At 58.2% G+C, this 16864-nt stretch carries 12 protein-coding genes; 7 read left to right on the top strand and 5 right to left on the bottom strand.

All coding sequences use genetic code 11. The annotated features are described in order from the left end of the window. Positions 1 to 442: 442 nt before the first annotated feature. The 5 genes from RZ35_RS03245 to RZ35_RS03225 form a co-directional block, all read right to left on the bottom strand. The gene (locus tag RZ35_RS03245; RefSeq protein WP_051625455.1) at positions 443 to 739 is read right to left on the bottom strand and encodes a fimbrial protein; all 297 of its coding nucleotides are present in this window, start codon (positions 737 to 739) and stop codon (positions 443 to 445) included. Between the two features lie 924 nt (positions 740 to 1663). Next, positions 1664 to 3229: an alkyl hydroperoxide reductase subunit F gene (gene ahpF / locus RZ35_RS03240; RefSeq protein ID WP_026742015.1), complete on the bottom strand. Its 1566-nt coding sequence runs from the start codon at positions 3227 to 3229 to the stop codon at positions 1664 to 1666. Positions 3230 to 3307: 78 nt separating this feature from the next. Continuing rightward, positions 3308 to 3871, bottom strand: a complete 564-nt coding sequence (gene ahpC / locus RZ35_RS03235; protein ID WP_026742014.1) for an alkyl hydroperoxide reductase subunit C — start codon at positions 3869 to 3871, stop codon at positions 3308 to 3310. Positions 3872 to 4081: 210 nt separating this feature from the next. Beyond that, positions 4082 to 4882: a pyrroline-5-carboxylate reductase family protein gene (locus RZ35_RS03230; RefSeq protein WP_026742013.1), complete on the bottom strand. Its 801-nt coding sequence runs from the start codon at positions 4880 to 4882 to the stop codon at positions 4082 to 4084. Positions 4883 to 5286: 404 nt separating this feature from the next. After that, positions 5287 to 5997, bottom strand: a complete 711-nt coding sequence (locus tag RZ35_RS03225) for a GntR family transcriptional regulator (protein ID WP_235195075.1) — start codon at positions 5995 to 5997, stop codon at positions 5287 to 5289. Positions 5998 to 6679: 682 nt separating this feature from the next. Between RZ35_RS03225 and RZ35_RS03220 the strand changes: the two genes are divergently transcribed. From RZ35_RS03220 to uca, 7 genes are all read left to right on the top strand, one after another. Then, a complete protein-coding gene (locus tag RZ35_RS03220; RefSeq protein ID WP_026742011.1) occupies positions 6680 to 7792 on the top strand; it encodes an ABC transporter substrate-binding protein in 1113 nt (370 codons plus the stop codon). A 45-nt stretch (positions 7793 to 7837) separates the two neighbouring features. Further along, on the top strand, positions 7838 to 8731 hold the full coding sequence (locus tag RZ35_RS03215) for a branched-chain amino acid ABC transporter permease (protein ID WP_026742010.1): 894 nt from the start codon (positions 7838 to 7840) through the stop codon (positions 8729 to 8731). Further along, complete coding sequence (locus RZ35_RS03210; RefSeq protein WP_026742009.1) at positions 8724 to 9614, top strand: branched-chain amino acid ABC transporter permease; 891 nt, start codon at positions 8724 to 8726, stop codon at positions 9612 to 9614. The genes RZ35_RS03215 and RZ35_RS03210 overlap by 8 nt, the downstream gene beginning before the upstream one ends. After that, a complete protein-coding gene (locus RZ35_RS03205; RefSeq protein WP_026742008.1) occupies positions 9611 to 10390 on the top strand; it encodes an ABC transporter ATP-binding protein in 780 nt (259 codons plus the stop codon). The genes RZ35_RS03210 and RZ35_RS03205 overlap by 4 nt, the downstream gene beginning before the upstream one ends. Next, positions 10387 to 11106: an ABC transporter ATP-binding protein gene (locus RZ35_RS03200; protein WP_026742007.1), complete on the top strand. Its 720-nt coding sequence runs from the start codon at positions 10387 to 10389 to the stop codon at positions 11104 to 11106. Before RZ35_RS03205 ends, RZ35_RS03200 begins: the two co-directional genes overlap by 4 nt. 336 nt (positions 11107 to 11442) lie before the next feature. Next, positions 11443 to 13239 (top strand): allophanate hydrolase, encoded by a 1797-nt coding sequence (gene atzF, locus RZ35_RS03195; protein WP_026742006.1) that lies wholly within the window; start codon positions 11443 to 11445, stop codon positions 13237 to 13239. A gap of 2 nt (positions 13240 to 13241) precedes the next feature. After that, positions 13242 to 16856, top strand: coding sequence for an urea carboxylase (gene uca / locus RZ35_RS03190; protein WP_026742005.1), 3615 nt, complete (start codon positions 13242 to 13244; stop codon positions 16854 to 16856). The last annotated feature ends 8 nt before the right edge of the window (positions 16857 to 16864 follow it).

Raw genomic sequence — 16864 nt, 5'->3', positions numbered from 1 at the left:
CGTCAGCCATGACCGCTTAGCGAGAGAGCGCCTTAACGAGACAAGACGACAAGGTCTCGACCGGTCTCACCGTACCATCGCAACGCAACGCCTCTCCGGGGACGTCCCGATGAAGGAGAAGTGAGGATAAGAAGAAGGGAGGCCGGCATGAATTAACCGGCAGAACGTCGCTGTGATGAGTTTATGAAAAAAAAACCGTCACGCATCTCAGTTTCACCGTGAGCTGCGGCGGTCAAAGTTTAATTATCAATGGTAATAATTTGCGTGCGATGTAATGAATAAAATAGCAGGTTTTAGGTTATTTAGATGAGGGGTTTTAATAACTAAAATTGGAACATGATGATTAATAGGGGATAAATGTCGTCCCTGACAGTTTTATTATTAGAGTAAGATTTTTATTATTAAAATAGCCAGTAGGCATCCGATTTTTTAACTCAACAAATCAGTTGTAATTAATGACCATAGACTTCACGCCCGGCTGAAGCGTTATCGTTTTTACAGAACCAATATTCTGAGGCAAAATATTGGACTGTGATTGGTTATTTACCTGAATTGCCTGGCTTTTTCCGTTACGAAAGCAGCTAACCGCGATGTGCTGGGCATTTGGAGTCACATCACAAGGAGACTCAACAAACGCTCCGGTAAAATGAATAACGCCGGATGCGGCAAATGCTTTCGGAAGAATCATGGTAAAGATAATGGGTAATGCGATTTTCAAAAAAGAATAATTATGTTTCATAGTGAATTCCCTAGTTGTATTGGCGAATATATATTAACGGTTTTATCTTATAAAACTTTAGTCCTTAAATCGTTATTTTGTGGAATTATTATCACATTTACACTCTGCTGACACTAATAGGTTAAATTGGTAAAAAATTACATTATTTGATGTCCAAAAAACCATGCATATCCCAAAAACCTATAAAAAATAGTACTTGAAAATATTATTTATTCTATCCGCTGGATTTTTAAAAAATAACAGTAGAGGTGAGTCATTTTTTAAATAGCGACTTAGTTATTACAAAGGCGAGCCAATAGAAGAAAAAGGAGCAATGAAAAGTATCCCCCTCAAGCTCGATGAACAAACTCGTTGAGGGCGCTCCCCCCTACGGCGTGTGAAAGCGCTCGTGTTAAGAGGCTTTATCAACACGCCGACACCTGTCAGGAGGCCGAGGCGCCGTTGCTGCCGGGCAAATTCAAGCCCGCCTCGATCCTCGTACATTTTTTCCCGTTTCCTACCCGATCCCCTCGTCATTCTGCATTTCACCGTGTAGGAATAACAAGATGGTGACCTTTCATCGCATAACGGCTTATTCAGGTCGAAACAATACCTCCTCGCGCCTCAAACTCGCCTAAATGCGTTCAAGGCGTGAGAGCAGATTTATTACAGGTCAAAACGCCTGAAAAGGCCTGTAGGCGTTTTTACAGACCGGATTTGTGGAGCCAAGGATCAGGATGAATATCAAAGCCATGACACAGATATTGGGCGAAGAATTCGCCTACCCTATCCAGACGCGTGAAGCCACAATACGTTCGCGGTTGACCCTTTCATCGCACGTGGGAGATAGACGAAAAACAACCGCTCAGCAAAAGCCGAGCGGTTTTCCAGACACAGACACAACAAGAGAGATATTTTCACGGCGCCCCAGCGCCGTATCGGCAGTTATGCCGACTGCGTTCTGATCAGATAATCAAACGCGCTCAGCGAAGCTTTCGCCCCTTCGCCGGTGGCAATGATGATCTGCTTGTACGGCACCGTGGTGCAATCGCCAGCCGCGAAGATGCCTTTAACGCTCGTTTCGCATTTCGCGTCGATCTCGATTTCGCCGATACGGTTTCTAGCCACCGTCCCTTCCAGCCATTGGGTGTTCGGCAGCAGACCGATTTGCACAAAGATCCCTTCCAACGCCAGCTCGTGCTCAGTTTCGCTGACGCGATCTTTATAAGACAGTCCGGTCACTTTCTGGCCGTCGCCTTTCNCTTCCGTCGTCTGCGCATTAACAATAATGTCGACGTTCGGCAGGCTGCGGACTTTATCTTGCAGCACGGAGTCGGCTTTCAGCTCTGGAGCAAACTCCAGCAGCGTGACGTGTTTTACCACGCCAGCGAGGNCGATGGCCGCTTCGACGCCAGAGTTACCGCCGCCGATGACTGCGACGTGCTTGCCTTTAAACAGAGGGCCGTCGCAGTGCGGGCAATAGGTGACCCCTCGGGTACGGTACTGGTCTTCACCTGGCACATTCATGTTTCTCCAGCGTGCGCCGGTAGAAATGATGACCGTGCGGGACTTCAATACCGCGCCGGAGGCGGTTTCAATCTGGTGCGGCATGCCCGGTTCAGCGGCTGGGATCAGCGCCGTAGCGGTCTGCGCGTCGATCACGTCCACATCGTAATCGTCTACGTGGCTCTTCAGCGCGGTCGCCAGCTTGGCGCCCTCTGTTTTCGGCACGGAGATGTAGTTTTCAATGTCGACGGTATCCAGAATCTGGCCGCCGAAACGTTCGCCCATCAGGCCGGTACGGATGCCTTTACGCGCAGAGTAAACCGCAGACGCCGCCCCGGCAGGACCGCTGCCGATGATCAGGACGTCGTAGACCGAACGCTGATTCAGCTGTTCAACCTGCTTGGCGCTGGCGCCGGTATCGATCTTGTTGACGATTTCGCTCAGCGTCATACGACCCTGGCTGAAGTGTTCGCCATTCAGGAACACGGTTGGCACGCCCATGACGTTTCGGCTTTCGATTTCGTCCTGGAACACACCGCCATCAATCGCGCTGTGGGTGATGTTCGGGTTCAGCACTGACATCAGATTCAGCGCCTGAACGACGTCGGGGCAGTTGTGACACGACAGCGAGTAGTAAGTTTCAAAATGGAACTCGCCGTCCAGACCACGAATCTGGTCGAGCAATTCCTGAGATTCTTTAGACGGGTGTCCGCCGACCTGCAACAGTGCCAGCACCAACGAAGTAAATTCGTGGCCCATCGGGACACCGGCGAAACGCGGACCGCTCTGAGAACCCGGATTGGTGATCAGGAAAGAGGGCTTACGCACTGGCAGGTCATTGTTTTCGGTGAAACTGACCTGTTCAGATAATCCTGCGATCTCAGTCAGCAATTCTCTGACTTCAGAAGATTTTGCTGAGTCATCCAGCGTCGCGACTAACTCAACAGGTTTGGTTAATTTTTCCAGGTAGGCTTTCAACTGGACTTTCATTGTGTTGTCGAGCATTGATTATCCCTCAGTGCGAAAAAAATCGGGTGCTATGCACCCGATAAAAGTATCAATAGATGATTAGCGAAAGCAGGCTTAGATTTTGCCGACCAGGTCCAGAGATGGAGCCAGAGTCGCTTCACCTTCTTTCCATTTTGCCGGGCAAACTTCACCTGGGTGAGCGGCAACGTACTGAGCGGCTTTCACTTTGCGCAGCAGGTCGGAAGCGTCACGGCCGATGCCTTCAGCGGTGATCTCAACCGCCTGGATAATGCCCTGCGGGTCAACGATGAAGGTACCACGGTCTGCCAGGCCTTCGGCTTCACGCAGGTTTTCGAAGTTACGGCTCAGCTGGCCTGTCGGGTCGCCGATCATGGTGTATTTGATCTTGCCGATGGTATCTGAGCTGCCGTGCCATGCTTTGTGCGTAAAGTGGGTATCGGTAGACACAGAGTAGATTTCTACGCCACGCTCCTGGAATTCATCGTAGTAGTCAGCCACGTCGCCCAATTCGGTCGGGCAGACAAACGTAAAGTCAGCCGGGTAAAAGAAGAACACACTCCACTTACCTTCAATGTCTTTTTCGGTAACTTCGATGAATTCACCGTTCTTGAAAGCCGTGTTTTTGAATGGTTTAACTTTGGTGTTAATTACTGACATCACTTTATCCTCATGCGTGTTGGTATGGGGTTAAAGTACAGAAATGCGCGGCGGCGGGCTAATGCGTTGTCATTATCGAATCAATAAGCGATACCTTGCATAATAACGATAGGTGGCGATGGGCGGGACGGGATACCGCGGCGCAGAGCTTCTTCGGCGCGGTATGCAGGCATTGGTTCGCGCATCTCGCCGCGACGAGATGCGCGCGGCTTAGGATTTCGCCAGTTCGGTGGTGCGTTTGACCGCCGCCAGCACGCTGCGTTGCAGTCCGGCGGCGAAGTCACTATTGTTCAACTCATACAGGCCATGCATACCGACGCCCGCTGGCGAATTATTGATGTCCAGCAGCTGTCGCGGATGTTTGCCGCTGATATTGAGCATCGCGACCGCGCCGACCAGATTCTCATAGGCGACCTGCGTCGCCTGTTGCCGCGGTAGCCCGGCCAAAACGCCAGCATCCACCAGCGACTCGATGAAATAGTAGACGTAGTTGGGGCCAGCGACACCAAAGCCGGTAAAAATATCCAGCAGCCGCTCCTCCAGTACCATGACCTTGCCGAAACTTTCCAAAAACGCCCGCAACGGCGCCTCTTCTACCCGATCATTCAGCACCGCGCCGCTGTAGCCATATCCGGTATCGGTTAACGTGTTCGGGATGACGCGCGCGATGGGACGCGTTTCGCCCAGCTGTTCGGTCAGCGTCGCTAGCGTGACGCCCGCGATGATGGAGACCACCGTCGCCTCGGGGGCCGCATGCTGACGGATGCGGGCAGACACCGCCGCGATGTCATCCTGCGGTCGAACGCCCATCACAATGTAGTCGGCGTTTTTCAGCGCGGCATCCTCGCTCAGAGCCGACGTCAGCTGATAACGCTCCGTGAGTGTCGAAATTCGTGAGGCGTCGATATCTTCCAGCGTCACGGCATCGTGCGCCAGCTTACCGCTGTTCAACGCCGCCCGAATAATGGCCTCCGCCATTTGCCCTGCCCCGATAAAGTGAATTTGACTCATGATATTCCCCTGAAATGACGTAACTAATTCTATTTGATGACTGGGAGCATGACCTACGGCGGCGCCCAATCTCCTCATCCGACCGCAGACATTGCACGCGAAAATAAACACAAAATTTCATCATCGTCGTCTAACGGCCGATAACGTGGCGTCTTCGTGCGGTCATTTGATGGTTTAGCCAGCGGCGTTTTCTTGACGCGATCTCCCTACCTGCGGCACGCCGCATTATCGACAGAGAGATCCGAGCGTCAGAGACACTGGCCGTCAATAACGCAAAAAAAACCTTTGCTTTACTCTCAATCGCTATTTCAGTGATGCGATGGAATAAAGAAAAAGAGCGCAACGATTTATTTTTTCCACCTATGAGCATCCAGGAAGCGTTATTCAGAATGCCCCCAGATGGGTTATTTAAGACGGTCTCGTTTGCCGAAATAAATACGCGCCAGCCCTTCTTTTGTCACGGCAATAGCATGATCGGCGCTGAGCGAAACATGTTTTTCCATTAACGCCGCACCGCGTTCGATATCACGCTGACGCATTGCATCGATAATATCGATATGTTCATCGTACGCATTATTACGACGGCTGGGTGTTTCCAGATCGATTCGGCGGAAAAAACGAATCAGGGAGTTCAGACTCTCCAGCGTTTCGTACAGTCGACTATTCCGCGTTATGCGGGCGATGGCCAGATGAAAAGCCTCGTCGTCCTCCGCCACTTTCGTCCAATCCGAAATGGTTTCCGGGTCTGGAAGCGCCCGGCAACTCTCCTCCCAAATTGCCGCCGTTTGTTCAATCTCTTCGTCGCTGGCCCGCTGACAGGCCAGACGAAATGCGGCCTGTTCAACAATGGCGCGCATCTCATAGAGGTCGTGTACGCCTTCTGGCGTGATGTCTCGAGAGTAGAAACCGCGGTTAGGTACGAAGCTCATGAAGCCGTCCTGCGCCAGACGATTCAGCGCCTCGCGAACCGGCGTGCGGGACACGCCCAGACGCGCAGCCAGCTCAACTTCGTTAATTCTTTCGCCCGGCTTGAAGTGATAATCAATCGCCAGCGCCTTCACCGCTTCATAGACTTTTTCCACACTGTCTGCGCTGCGCACTGTTTTCGAACTCACCGGCACGTTATTTCCTCTCGAAAGCCGACACGGGGTTGGCGCGGGATTTAAAATGATGATTACCGTATTCTGGGGGATGAGCGCCCTATATAAGTACGGCGTAAATGAGCTTAATTAAATTGATAACACGCCTGAATTCATAACACAACGACGATGTGCATACACCTCTATCCACACATTAAACCGAGAATGAAAATACAATCCCAACCTTGTTTATAACGAGAATCAGAAAATAAGGCGATAATGATAAAACAATGAAAACCTTGCACAACGGTGAATCCAAATGCACCAATCTGAAGCAATTTCGTACAAAACAGCGGTTATATTCCATCTATTTATTATCTATTCGTATTCCGTATAAATAATCAAAGTCGCGTTTTCCAACTTCGCCTGTATCACGTTATTGCTTGTTATTACTGTGAATAGTCGTCAATCGAGAGAAATATTAACGCGCGCCGTTTCCATTAAAGTGCGTTTTTTGACCAGGGTGGCATAGCAATTGCTCCAACGTTTCTGGCAAAGTGTATTCACTTCATCATTCACTCTGTCATTCAGTTGGTGAAGCCCCGGATTGCGGGGTTTTCCGCCCTGACGGTGGCATTCTCAACGATTAATAACAACGCCAGGGATGAAGCCCGCTACGGCTCCGCTTTTTTGATGATTCCGACCAGGAGAAACAGGTATGACCGTGCATTTTCGTCAGGCTCTTTTAGCTTCAGCGCTGCTTGGCGGCGCACTCTTTGGCGCGACCCTGCCCGCACAGGCGGATGTGACCGTCGGCGCCATTCTGCCACTGACTGGCGTCAGCGCCACCATCGGCGAAGACATGCGCCGGGGAATCGAATTAGCCGTGGATGAGGTCAACGCGCACGGCGGCGTCAACGGTCAGAAGCTGGCCGTGATGATTGAAGACTCCGCGGGTAGCCCGGTCACCGCGCTTGATGCCGTACGCAAACTGACGCAGGTCAACAACGTACCGCTGGTCGCCGGGGAATTTTCCTCCAGCGTGACCATCCCCGTCGGACAATATCTGGTAAAAAATCAGCGAGTTCACATCAACATCACCTCTTCCAGCACCGATATGCGCAACGTCGGTAAATACTCCTACAGCGTGATCGGCCTTGCCGATCTGGCGACGCGATTCTCCGCCAAAGACGTTTATGAGATGGGCTATCGCAAAGTGGCATTCGTCGCCCCCAACGGCGCTTACGGCCAAAGCATGCTGGATCAGTTCAGTAAAGATTTTCAGGCGCTGGGCGGCAAAGTCGCCGCCAAAATGCTCTACACTGGCGGCCAATCCTCCTACCGCCGCGAGCTAAGCCAGCTTTCCCGCGTCAAGCCTGACGCCTACGTCTACACCACCTACGGTCAGGATGCGGTGGTACTCAACCGCGAATCCTATGAGCTAGGTCTGAACAAAACGCCGTGGTACGGCATGTATCTGACCATGAGCACCGCCAACACGCCGGCAGAATACATCGAAGGTCGTGTAGGGATGGAAGTCGCCGGTACTGGCGATCAAGGACAAGGGTACATCGACCGGTTCAAACAGCGCTATGGCACCGCCCCGCAGTCCGCCTACAGCAGCTATGCCTACGACAGCATTACGCTGGCCGCCGCCGCGATCAACAAGGCAGGCAGCGCCGACCCGGCAGCATTGCAAGTGGCTATGCTGAACGTGGCGCCGCACTTCGACGGCGTGACCGGCCCGCTCAATCTGGGCGCCGACAATCAGCGCCAGACCCAGCCTTATAAGAAGGTCAAAATCGTTAACGGAATTCAGGAACTGCGCTAAGCGGTCGTGGGCGTTCGCGCCCCGTTTCCCTTTCAGGAAGAGTCTATGCTTCAGTTCATTCTCGATACTCTGCTTCGCACCGCGGACCTGGCGCCCATCGCGCTCGGCCTCAGTCTGGTCTACGGGCTGGTGCGGTTCGCCAACGTGGCGCACGTGCAATATGCCATGGTGGGTTCCTTCATGACGGCCGCGCTGCTAGGGATTGGCAGTCCGTTCCTGCTGGCTATTTTGCTGGCCAGCGTGCTGACCGGCGCGATGGCGACGCTGCTGCATCATGGGATCTTTCGCCGCCTGGCGCAGTCCGGGCCGGCGAGCGCCATGATCGGATCGCTGGCCGTCTCGATGATCCTGATCGCCCTGATTCTGGGGATCGCCGGATCGTCGCCCGTTAGCTACAACCTGCCGCTCAGTCCAACGCTTTCGCTGGCCGATAGCTTCGTCTCTCGTCACCAGCTGTGGACGCTCGGCGTCACGCTGGCACTGCTGGTCGCCTTCGGCGCGCTGCTGTTCTATACCTCGCTCGGGCGTTCCATTCGGGCGCTGGCCAGCAACCGCGATCTGGCTGCCGCGTCGGGCCTGAACGCCGATGCGCTGGTACATACCGTCAACTTCATCGCCGGTACGCTGGCAGGCCTCGGCGGCTCCATGCTGGCGCTCAACTCCAGCGCCTACGTCAATCAGGGCAGCGATCTGCTGTTGCCGATTCTGGCCGCCGCCATCCTCGGCGGATTGGGGAATCCGCTGGGGGCTATTTTCGGCGCGCTGCTGATTGCGGTCACCGAAACGCTGGTCACCAATCTGGACTTCGGCTGGCTATTCGGCAGCGAACTGGTGTTTATTCCCGTCACCTATATCAATGCAGCGTCGTTCGTCATTCTGCTGCTGGCGCTACTGCTGCGTCCTTACGGACTGTTTAACCGGGAGGTGCGCCGTGTCTGAGTTTCTGCTCCATCTGATTAGCATCACCGGCATCTATGCCCTGATCGCGCTCGCGCTGAATATTCAGGCCGGCTATGCCGGACTGCTGAACTTCGGCCATATCGCCTTTGTCGGTATCGGCGCTTATTCCGCCGGAATTGGCGCTCGGCTGGGACTTTCCTTTGTCGAAGCCAGCGCATTCGGCCTGGCGCTTTCCATGCTGATTGGCGCAGGCATGTCAGTGCTGGGCCGTCAGCTGGCGGCGGATTACTGGGGGATCGCCACGCTGGCCGTCGCCGAGATCATTCGCACGATTGCGATCAACGAAGACCATCTAACCGGCGGCGCGCAAGGGCTGGGCAATATCGTCCCGTTGTGGTCGACCGGTTCAACGCGAGGGGACGGCATGGTTTTCGCCGTTGTGATCTTGTTGGCTGTGGCGCTAGTCGCGCTGATCACCCATCGGTTGGGTCAAAGCCGCTTCGGCCGGGCGCTGCGCCTGATGCGCGAGCAGCCTCAGCTGGCGACGTGCATGGGCTATCACCTGCAATGGCTGAAATGCCGCACGCTGATGTGCAGCGCGGCAATCGCTACCGCCGCGGGCATTCTGATGGCCTATTACACCAGCTATGTCAGCCCCGATTACCTTCTGCCCTCCGAAACCTTCCTGATCTGGAGCATGGTGATGATCGGCGGCATCGGCAATGTCGCGGGCGTGCTGTTGGGCGTTCTGGTCGTTGAATGCCTGTACACCTTCATTCCTTTCGCCAAAGACCTGTTCCAAATCGGTTCCGATATCACCGGCGCACTGCGTCTGGGCACCGTCGGCGTGATCCTGCTGGCCTGCCTGCTCTGGCGTTCCGGCGGACTGCTGCCCGAAAAATTGAGGAGAATGCCGTCATGACGCCACTGATGCAGATCGAAAATGTCAGCAAGGCCTTCGGCGGCAACCGCGTGCTGGAGGACGTGAGCGTCACTCTAAATCAAGGGGAGATCCTCGGTTTACTCGGGCCGAACGGGTCAGGAAAAAGTACGCTGCTGAATGCGATCTCGGGATTCACCCCCGTAGACGGCGGCGCCATTCGCGTGGCGGGGAAACGGATTGATAAGCTGCCGACGCATCGCATCATTCAGTCCGGCGTCGCACGGACGTTCCAGCTCCCGGCGATGCCGCAAAAGATGACGGTAATGGAAGTGGTGATGGCGGCGGGAACCCGCCACCACGGTTTCTGGAGCAGTCTGCTGTCGCTCCCGGCGACTCGCCGCGTCGAACGGGAAGATAGCGCCAAGGCGCAGGCGCTGATTGACGCGCTGCTGCTCAACCCCGTTCGTGACCTGCCCGCCGCCGCGCTGTCCGGCGGCCAAAAGAAATTGCTGGGCATCGCCTGTGCGCTGATGGGCGATCCGCAAATTCTGATGCTGGANGAGCCGATGGCCGGCGTTCACCCCAACCTGCGACGGGACATTGTGGAGACGCTATTGCGTCTGAATCGCGAAGGGCTATCGCTGGTGATTATCGAACACGACATGCACTTTATCCGCGAGCTATGCCAGCGCTGCATCGTGCTGGACCGCGGGCACATCGTCGCCAGTTGCCATCCGGACGAGCTGGCGAATAATCAGCAGGTGCTGGACGCCTATCTGGGCCGCAGCGCCCAAACACAGCAGGAGGCCGTATGATTACGTTGCACGACGTCGTGGCGGGTTACACCCCCGGCATCGACATCCTTCAGGGCATCTCCCTGCACGTGAATAACGCGGAGATCGTCACGCTGCTCGGCCCCAATGGCTGCGGCAAGTCGACCTTGTTGAAATGCATTGCGGGCTATCTGACGCCCCGCAGCGGACAGATCCTGCTGGACGAACGCGACGTGGGCCGAATCCCGATCCACAGAAAAGTTCGTGAGTGCTCACTTGGCTTTGTGCCCCAGACGGACAACGTATTCAATAACCTGACTATCAAGGAAAATTTGCAAACCGGCGGTCAGTTTCTGCCGGACAGACAGCGCCGACAACGTATGGAAGCGCTGTGCGAACGCTATCCGTTGCTGCGCAAAAAATGGCGCGCGACGGCGTCGGCACTTTCCGGCGGAGAGCGCCAGATACTGGCGTTGACGCGCGCCCTGATGCCCCGGCCCGCAACCCTGCTGTTGGACGAGCCTTCCGCCGGACTATCGCCCAAGATGCTGGCGGATGTCTTCGACGCCATACAGTCAATTCGCCGGGAAGAGAACGTGGCGATATTGATGGTGGAACAGAATGCGATGGAAGCCCTGCACATCTCAGACCGAGCCTATGTGCTGGCGCTGGGTAAAGTCGCGCTCACCGGCCAGGCGAATGAACTTTTGAACGATCCGCGCATGCGTGAGCTGTATCTCGGCGGACGCGCGGCTTAAACCCACGCGCAAGCCACGCCATCAATCGCGCCTGTACGTATACGCAACCGCGCCTACAGGCCCCGATAATGAAGCGTCGAGGCGCCGCGCCACGTGTTCCAACCGCGGCGCGGCGACGCTTGCCGTCAGACGCGGTTCACCCACTCCACGACCGCGTTGTCATCATTCCTTTTTCTTATACCCGCCACCATCATGGTGCTTCGGCTGCACTATGAAACATCAACAGGGTGAGCCGGGAAATCGTGTCACTATTTTTTATTAGCCAAATCATTATGTTGATGATTGGCATGCAAGTTGCTTTATGGATTCCATGTTGTATACAAGTTGGAATTCATCATGACATCGACACTGGGTTTGACGCTTCAGGCATGGCGACGCTGCTACCAACACGATCCCCAACGGATCGAAACGCTGCTGGCAGCACACCTCGCAGCGCTCGATAAACAAGATAACGCCTGGCTGTATCTCGCCACTCCGCAACAGTTGCGGCAGCAAATCGAACCGCTGCTGCCGCGCTACCGGCGCGATCCCGCATCGCTGCCGCTGTTCGGCGTTCCCTTTGCGGTGAAGGACAACATCGACGTCGCGGGCTGGCCGACGACCGCCGCCTGTCCGGCCTTCACGTACACCGCCGAAAACGACGCCGTGGTCGTCGCACGCTTGAAAGCCGCAGGCGCGGTGGCGATCGGCAAGACCAATCTCGATCAGTACGCCACCGGACTGGTCGGCACGCGTTCACCGTTCGGCGCGGTGCATAACCCCTTTAATCCCGACTACGTCAGCGGCGGCNCCAGCTCCGGTTCGGCGTCAGTGGTGGCTCGCGGGCTGGTCGGCTTCGCGCTCGGCACCGATACCGCCGGGTCCGGACGTGTACCCGCCGGCTTCAACAATATCGTGGGTCTGAAACCGACCAAGGGCTGGCTCTCCGCCCGCGGCGTCGTACCGGCCTGCCGCCTCAATGACACCGTGTCCGTGTTCGCGCTCACCGTCGAAGACGCTTTTACCGTCGCGACGATCGCGGGCGGTTACGATGCCGACGACGCCTATTCACGCCGCGCGCCGTGCTTCGCGCCGGCGGGGATGAAAGCGCAGCCCGATTTTGCCATTCCCGCCGTCCCGNCCTTTTTCGGCGACCGCCTGGCCGAAGCGGCATGGCACCACGCGCTGGAACTTCTGACGCAAAGCGGCGCCACGCTGCATCCGATCGACTTCACGCCGTTCCATCAGTTGGCGGAACAGCTTTATTCCGGGCCGTGGGTGGCCGAACGCACCGCGGCGGTCGGAGAGATGCTGGCCCATCCGGAAGCGATGGATCCGGTGGTGTACGGCATTATCCACAGCGGACGGCAATACAGCGCGGTGGAAGCCTATCAGGCCGAGTATTTACGCGCTGATCTCGCCCGCCGTATTCAACGGGCGCTGGCCCCATTCGACGCCCTCGTGGTGCCCACCTCTCCGACCATCCGCACGCTGCAAGACATCACGCAGGAGCCGGTGCGCTACAACTCGCAATTCGGCACTTACACCAACTTCACCAACCTGGCCGATCTCGCCGCGCTGGCGCTGCCCGGCCCATTTCGTGACGACGGGTTGCCCGCGGGCATCACGCTGATCGCCCCCGCCTGGCACGATCGCGCGCTGGCCGGGNTCGGCCTGCGCTGGCAGCAACAACTCGGGCTGCCGCTCGGCGCCACCGGCAAGGCTTCTCCCGAAGAGCGCGCCGCGCTGCCGCCGTCGGTCGAACACGTTCGCGTGGCGGTAGTGGGCGCTCACCTCACCGGCATGCCGCTCAACCATCAGCTCACCACGCGTCAGGCGGTCCTGATCGAAGAGACGCAAACCGCCGCCGAGTACCGCCTGTTCGCCCTGCTTGACGGGCCGGTCAAGAAGCCGGGGCTGCTGCGCGACGCCAACGGCGGCGCCATCGCCGTCGAACTGTGGGATATCCCGCTGGCGCGCTTCGGCGAGTTCGTGGCGGAACTCCCCCCGCCGCTCGGCATCGGCTCGCTCACGCTGGCCGACGGCCGCGTGGTGAAAGGTTTTATTTGTGAACCGGCCGCGCTGGAGCACGCGCTGGAGATTACCGAATTCGGCGGCTGGCGCAGCTGGCTGGCGACGCAGAGGAGCGAATAATCATGTTCAGCACGGTACTCATAGCCAACCGCGGCGAAATCGCCTGCCGCGCCATAAAGACGCTGAAGCGTCTGGGCGTCACCAGCGTGGCCGTTTACTCCGACGCCGATCGCAACGCCAGACATGTCAAAGAGGCCGATGTGGCGATCGCCCTCGGCGGCGACAAACCCGCCGAAAGCTACCTGCGCATCGACAAAATCCTCGCGGCCGCGCGCGAGACCAGCGCAGAAGCCATCTGGCCGGGCTACGGCTTTCTCTCCGAGAGCCTGCCGTTCGCCGCCGCCTGCGAAGAAGCGGGCATCGTCTTCGTCGGCCCGACCGCTCAACAAATCGGCGAGTTCGGGCTGAAACACCGCGCGCGTGAGCTGGCGGCGAGCGCCGGCGTACCAATGACGCCCGGCACGCCGCTGCTGAACTCGCAGGAAGACGCGCTGAGCGCCGCGGACAGTATCGGTTATCCGGTGATGCTGAAAAGCACCGCGGGCGGCGGCGGCATCGGCCTGACGCGCTGCGCCGACGCGGAGGCGTTGCGNCAGGCCTGGGAAAGCGTGCGTCGCCTCGGCGAGCAGTTCTTCAGCGATGCGGGCGTATTTCTGGAGCGCTGCATCGACCGCGCGCGCCATGTCGAAGTCCAGATCTTCGGCGACGGCCACGGTCAGGTCGTCGCCCTCGGTGAGCGGGACTGTTCGTTGCAGCGCCGCAATCAGAAGGTGGTGGAAGAGACCCCCGCGCCCCATTTGCCACAGGCCACGCGCGACGCGCTGCTGAATTCCGCAGTACGGCTCGGCGAACGGGTGAATTACCGCAGCGCCGGGACGGTAGAGTACATCTACGACGCCGAACATGACGCGTTCTACTTCCTTGAAGTGAACACCCGTTTGCAGGTGGAGCATCCGGTGACCGAATGCGTGACCGGCCTCGATCTGGTGGAGTGCATGTTGCGGGTCGCGGCGGGCGACCCGCTCGACTGGGCGCGGATGCGGCAGGCGCCGCACGGGACCGCGATCGAGGTGCGCCTCTACGCGGAGGACCCGCTGAGAAACTTCCAGCCGAGTCCAGGCGTGCTGACCCACGTTCATTTTCCCGACGGCGTGCGCATCGATAGCGCGATCGATGCCGGGACCGAGGTCTCCGCCCATTACGACCCGATGATCGCCAAGCTGATCGTCCACGCCGACACGCGCGACGCGGCGCTGGAGAAAATGCAGCAGGCGCTCGCGGCCACGCAGTTGCACGGCATTGCCAGCAACCTTGACTATCTTCGCCAAATCGTCGCGACCTCCGCTTTCCGCCGCGGCGAAGTGTGGACCCGCTTCCTCGACGGCTTTACCCCGACCGCCTCCATGATCGAAGTGCTGCAACCCGGCACCTTCAGCACCGTGCAGGATTATCCCGGCCGTCTCGGTTATTGGGATATCGGCGTGCCGCCGTCCGGCCCGATGGACGATTTCGCCTTCCGCCTCGCCAACCGCATCGTCGGCAACCATGAGGCCGCCGCAGGGCTTGAATTCACCCTGCAGGGTCCGTCGATGCGCTTTCACTGCGACGCCGTGATCGCACTAACCGGCGCGGATTGCCCGGCGGAACTGGACGGCGCGCCGGTAGCCTACTGGCGGCCGATCGACGTCAGCGCGGGACAGACCCTAACCCTCGGCCGCGCGCAGTCGGGCTGCCGCACCTATCTCGCCGTCCGCAACGGTATCGACGTGCCGGAGTATCTCGGCAGCCGTTCCACCTTCGCCCTTGGCCAGTTCGGCGGACACGCGGGCCGCCCCCTGCGCATTGCCGACATGCTGCCGATCTCGCAGCCGCAGCTGGCCGCCTGCGCCACGCCAGCGCCGGTCAGCAAACCGCAACCGCTGGATCACGCGCTGGTGCCGCAATACGGCACTAAATGGCGCATCGGCGTGCTGTATGGCCCGCACGGCGCGCCCGACTTTTTCACCCAGGACGCGATTGACGAGTTCTTCGCCAGCGAGTGGCAGGTCCACTACAACTCCAACCGCCTCGGCGTACGTTTGGTCGGTCCCAAGCCCACCTGGACGCGCGCCGACGGCGGCGAGGCGGGCTTGCATCCGTCCAACGTGCATNACTGCGAATACGCCGTCGGTGCCGTCAACTTCACCGGCGACTTCCCGGTGATCCTGACCCGGGACGGACCGAGCCTCGGTGGTTTCGTCTGTCCGGTGACCATCGCCAAAGCGGAGCTATGGAAAGTCGGTCAGGTGAAACCGGGCGATCGCATCCGCTTCCATCCCATCGGCATTGAGGAAGCCGTCGCGTTGGAGCAGGCGCAGGCGCAAAGCATCAGCACGCTGCGCGCCTGCCCTGTCCCGACATTTGCGCCGCCCTCGCTGGCGGCGAGCGAGGCGGGTTCCGCCACCCTGCTGGCGGCGCTGCCCGCCACGCGAACCACGCCGGCGGTCGCCTATCGTCAGGCGGGCGACGGCTATGTGCTGGTGGAGTACGGAGACAACGTGCTGGATCTGGCGCTGCGCCTGCGCGTGCATTTGCTGATGAACCAGCTGCGCGAACGCGCGACGCCCGGCATCGAAGAGCTGTCACCCGGCGTGCGCTCGTTGCAGGTGCGTTACGACGGCAGGCTCCTCAGCCAGCAACGGGCGATCGCCCTGCTGCTTGAGCTGGAGGCCGGACTCGGCGACGTCTCGCAGTTGAAGGTGCCATCGCGCATCGTCTGGCTGCCGATGGCCTTTGAAGACAGCGCCACGCTCGGTGCGGTGGACCGCTACCGAGAAACTGTGCGCGCCAGCGCGCCCTGGCTGCCGAACAACGTCGACTTTATTCAACGCATCAACGGGTTGGATCATCGCGACGCCGTCCGCGACGTACTGTTCGACGCCAGCTACCTGATCCTCGGCCTCGGCGACGTTTATCTCGGCGCGCCCTGCGCGGTGCCGATCGATCCCCGTCATCGCCTGCTGAGTTCTAAATACAGTCCGGCCCGCACCTTCACCCATGAGGGCACCGTCGGCATCGGCGGCATGTACATGTGCATCTACGGCATGGATTCACCCGGCGGCTATCAGTTGGTCGGCCGCACCCTGCCCATTTGGAACAAATTTCTGAAAANCGATCAGTTCGCCGCCGACGCGCCGTGGCTGCTGCGTTTCTTCGATCAGGTGCGTTTTTATCCGGTGACCGAAGACGCGTTAACGCAGCTGCGCGACGATTTCCGCGAAGGCCGCGCGCGCATCCGTATTGAAGAGACCGTGTTCGACTTCGCGGCGCATCAGCATTTTCTCGCCGACAACGCCGCATCCATCGCGGCGTTCCGGAAACGACAGGCCGAGGCTTTCACGCGCGAGGTGGCGCTTTGGCAAGAGGAAGAAGCAGATAACGCCGCCGGTCCGGCTTTCGAGGAAATAGCCGAGGAGGATGAGAGCGCNTTCTCGGTCTGCGCCGACGTCAGCGGCAATATCTGGAAAATACAGGTACAGCCGGGCGACAAGGTCGAAGCCGGACAGACGCTCATCATCGTCGAGGCGATGAAGATGGAATTAGCGATCGCCGCTCCCCGCAGCGGCACGGTTAAACGCATAGCCTGCCAGGCGGGCCGTCCGGTGAATCCGGGCGACGTTCTGCTGTGGCTGGAATAAGGAGCGAC

It is taken from the genome of Lonsdalea quercina subsp. quercina, from assembly GCF_000688655.1.
Taxonomy (GTDB): domain Bacteria; phylum Pseudomonadota; class Gammaproteobacteria; order Enterobacterales; family Enterobacteriaceae; genus Lonsdalea; species Lonsdalea quercina.
The sequence above is the reverse complement of the archived record's forward strand: the minus strand, read 5'-3'. Positions and strand labels throughout refer to the sequence as shown.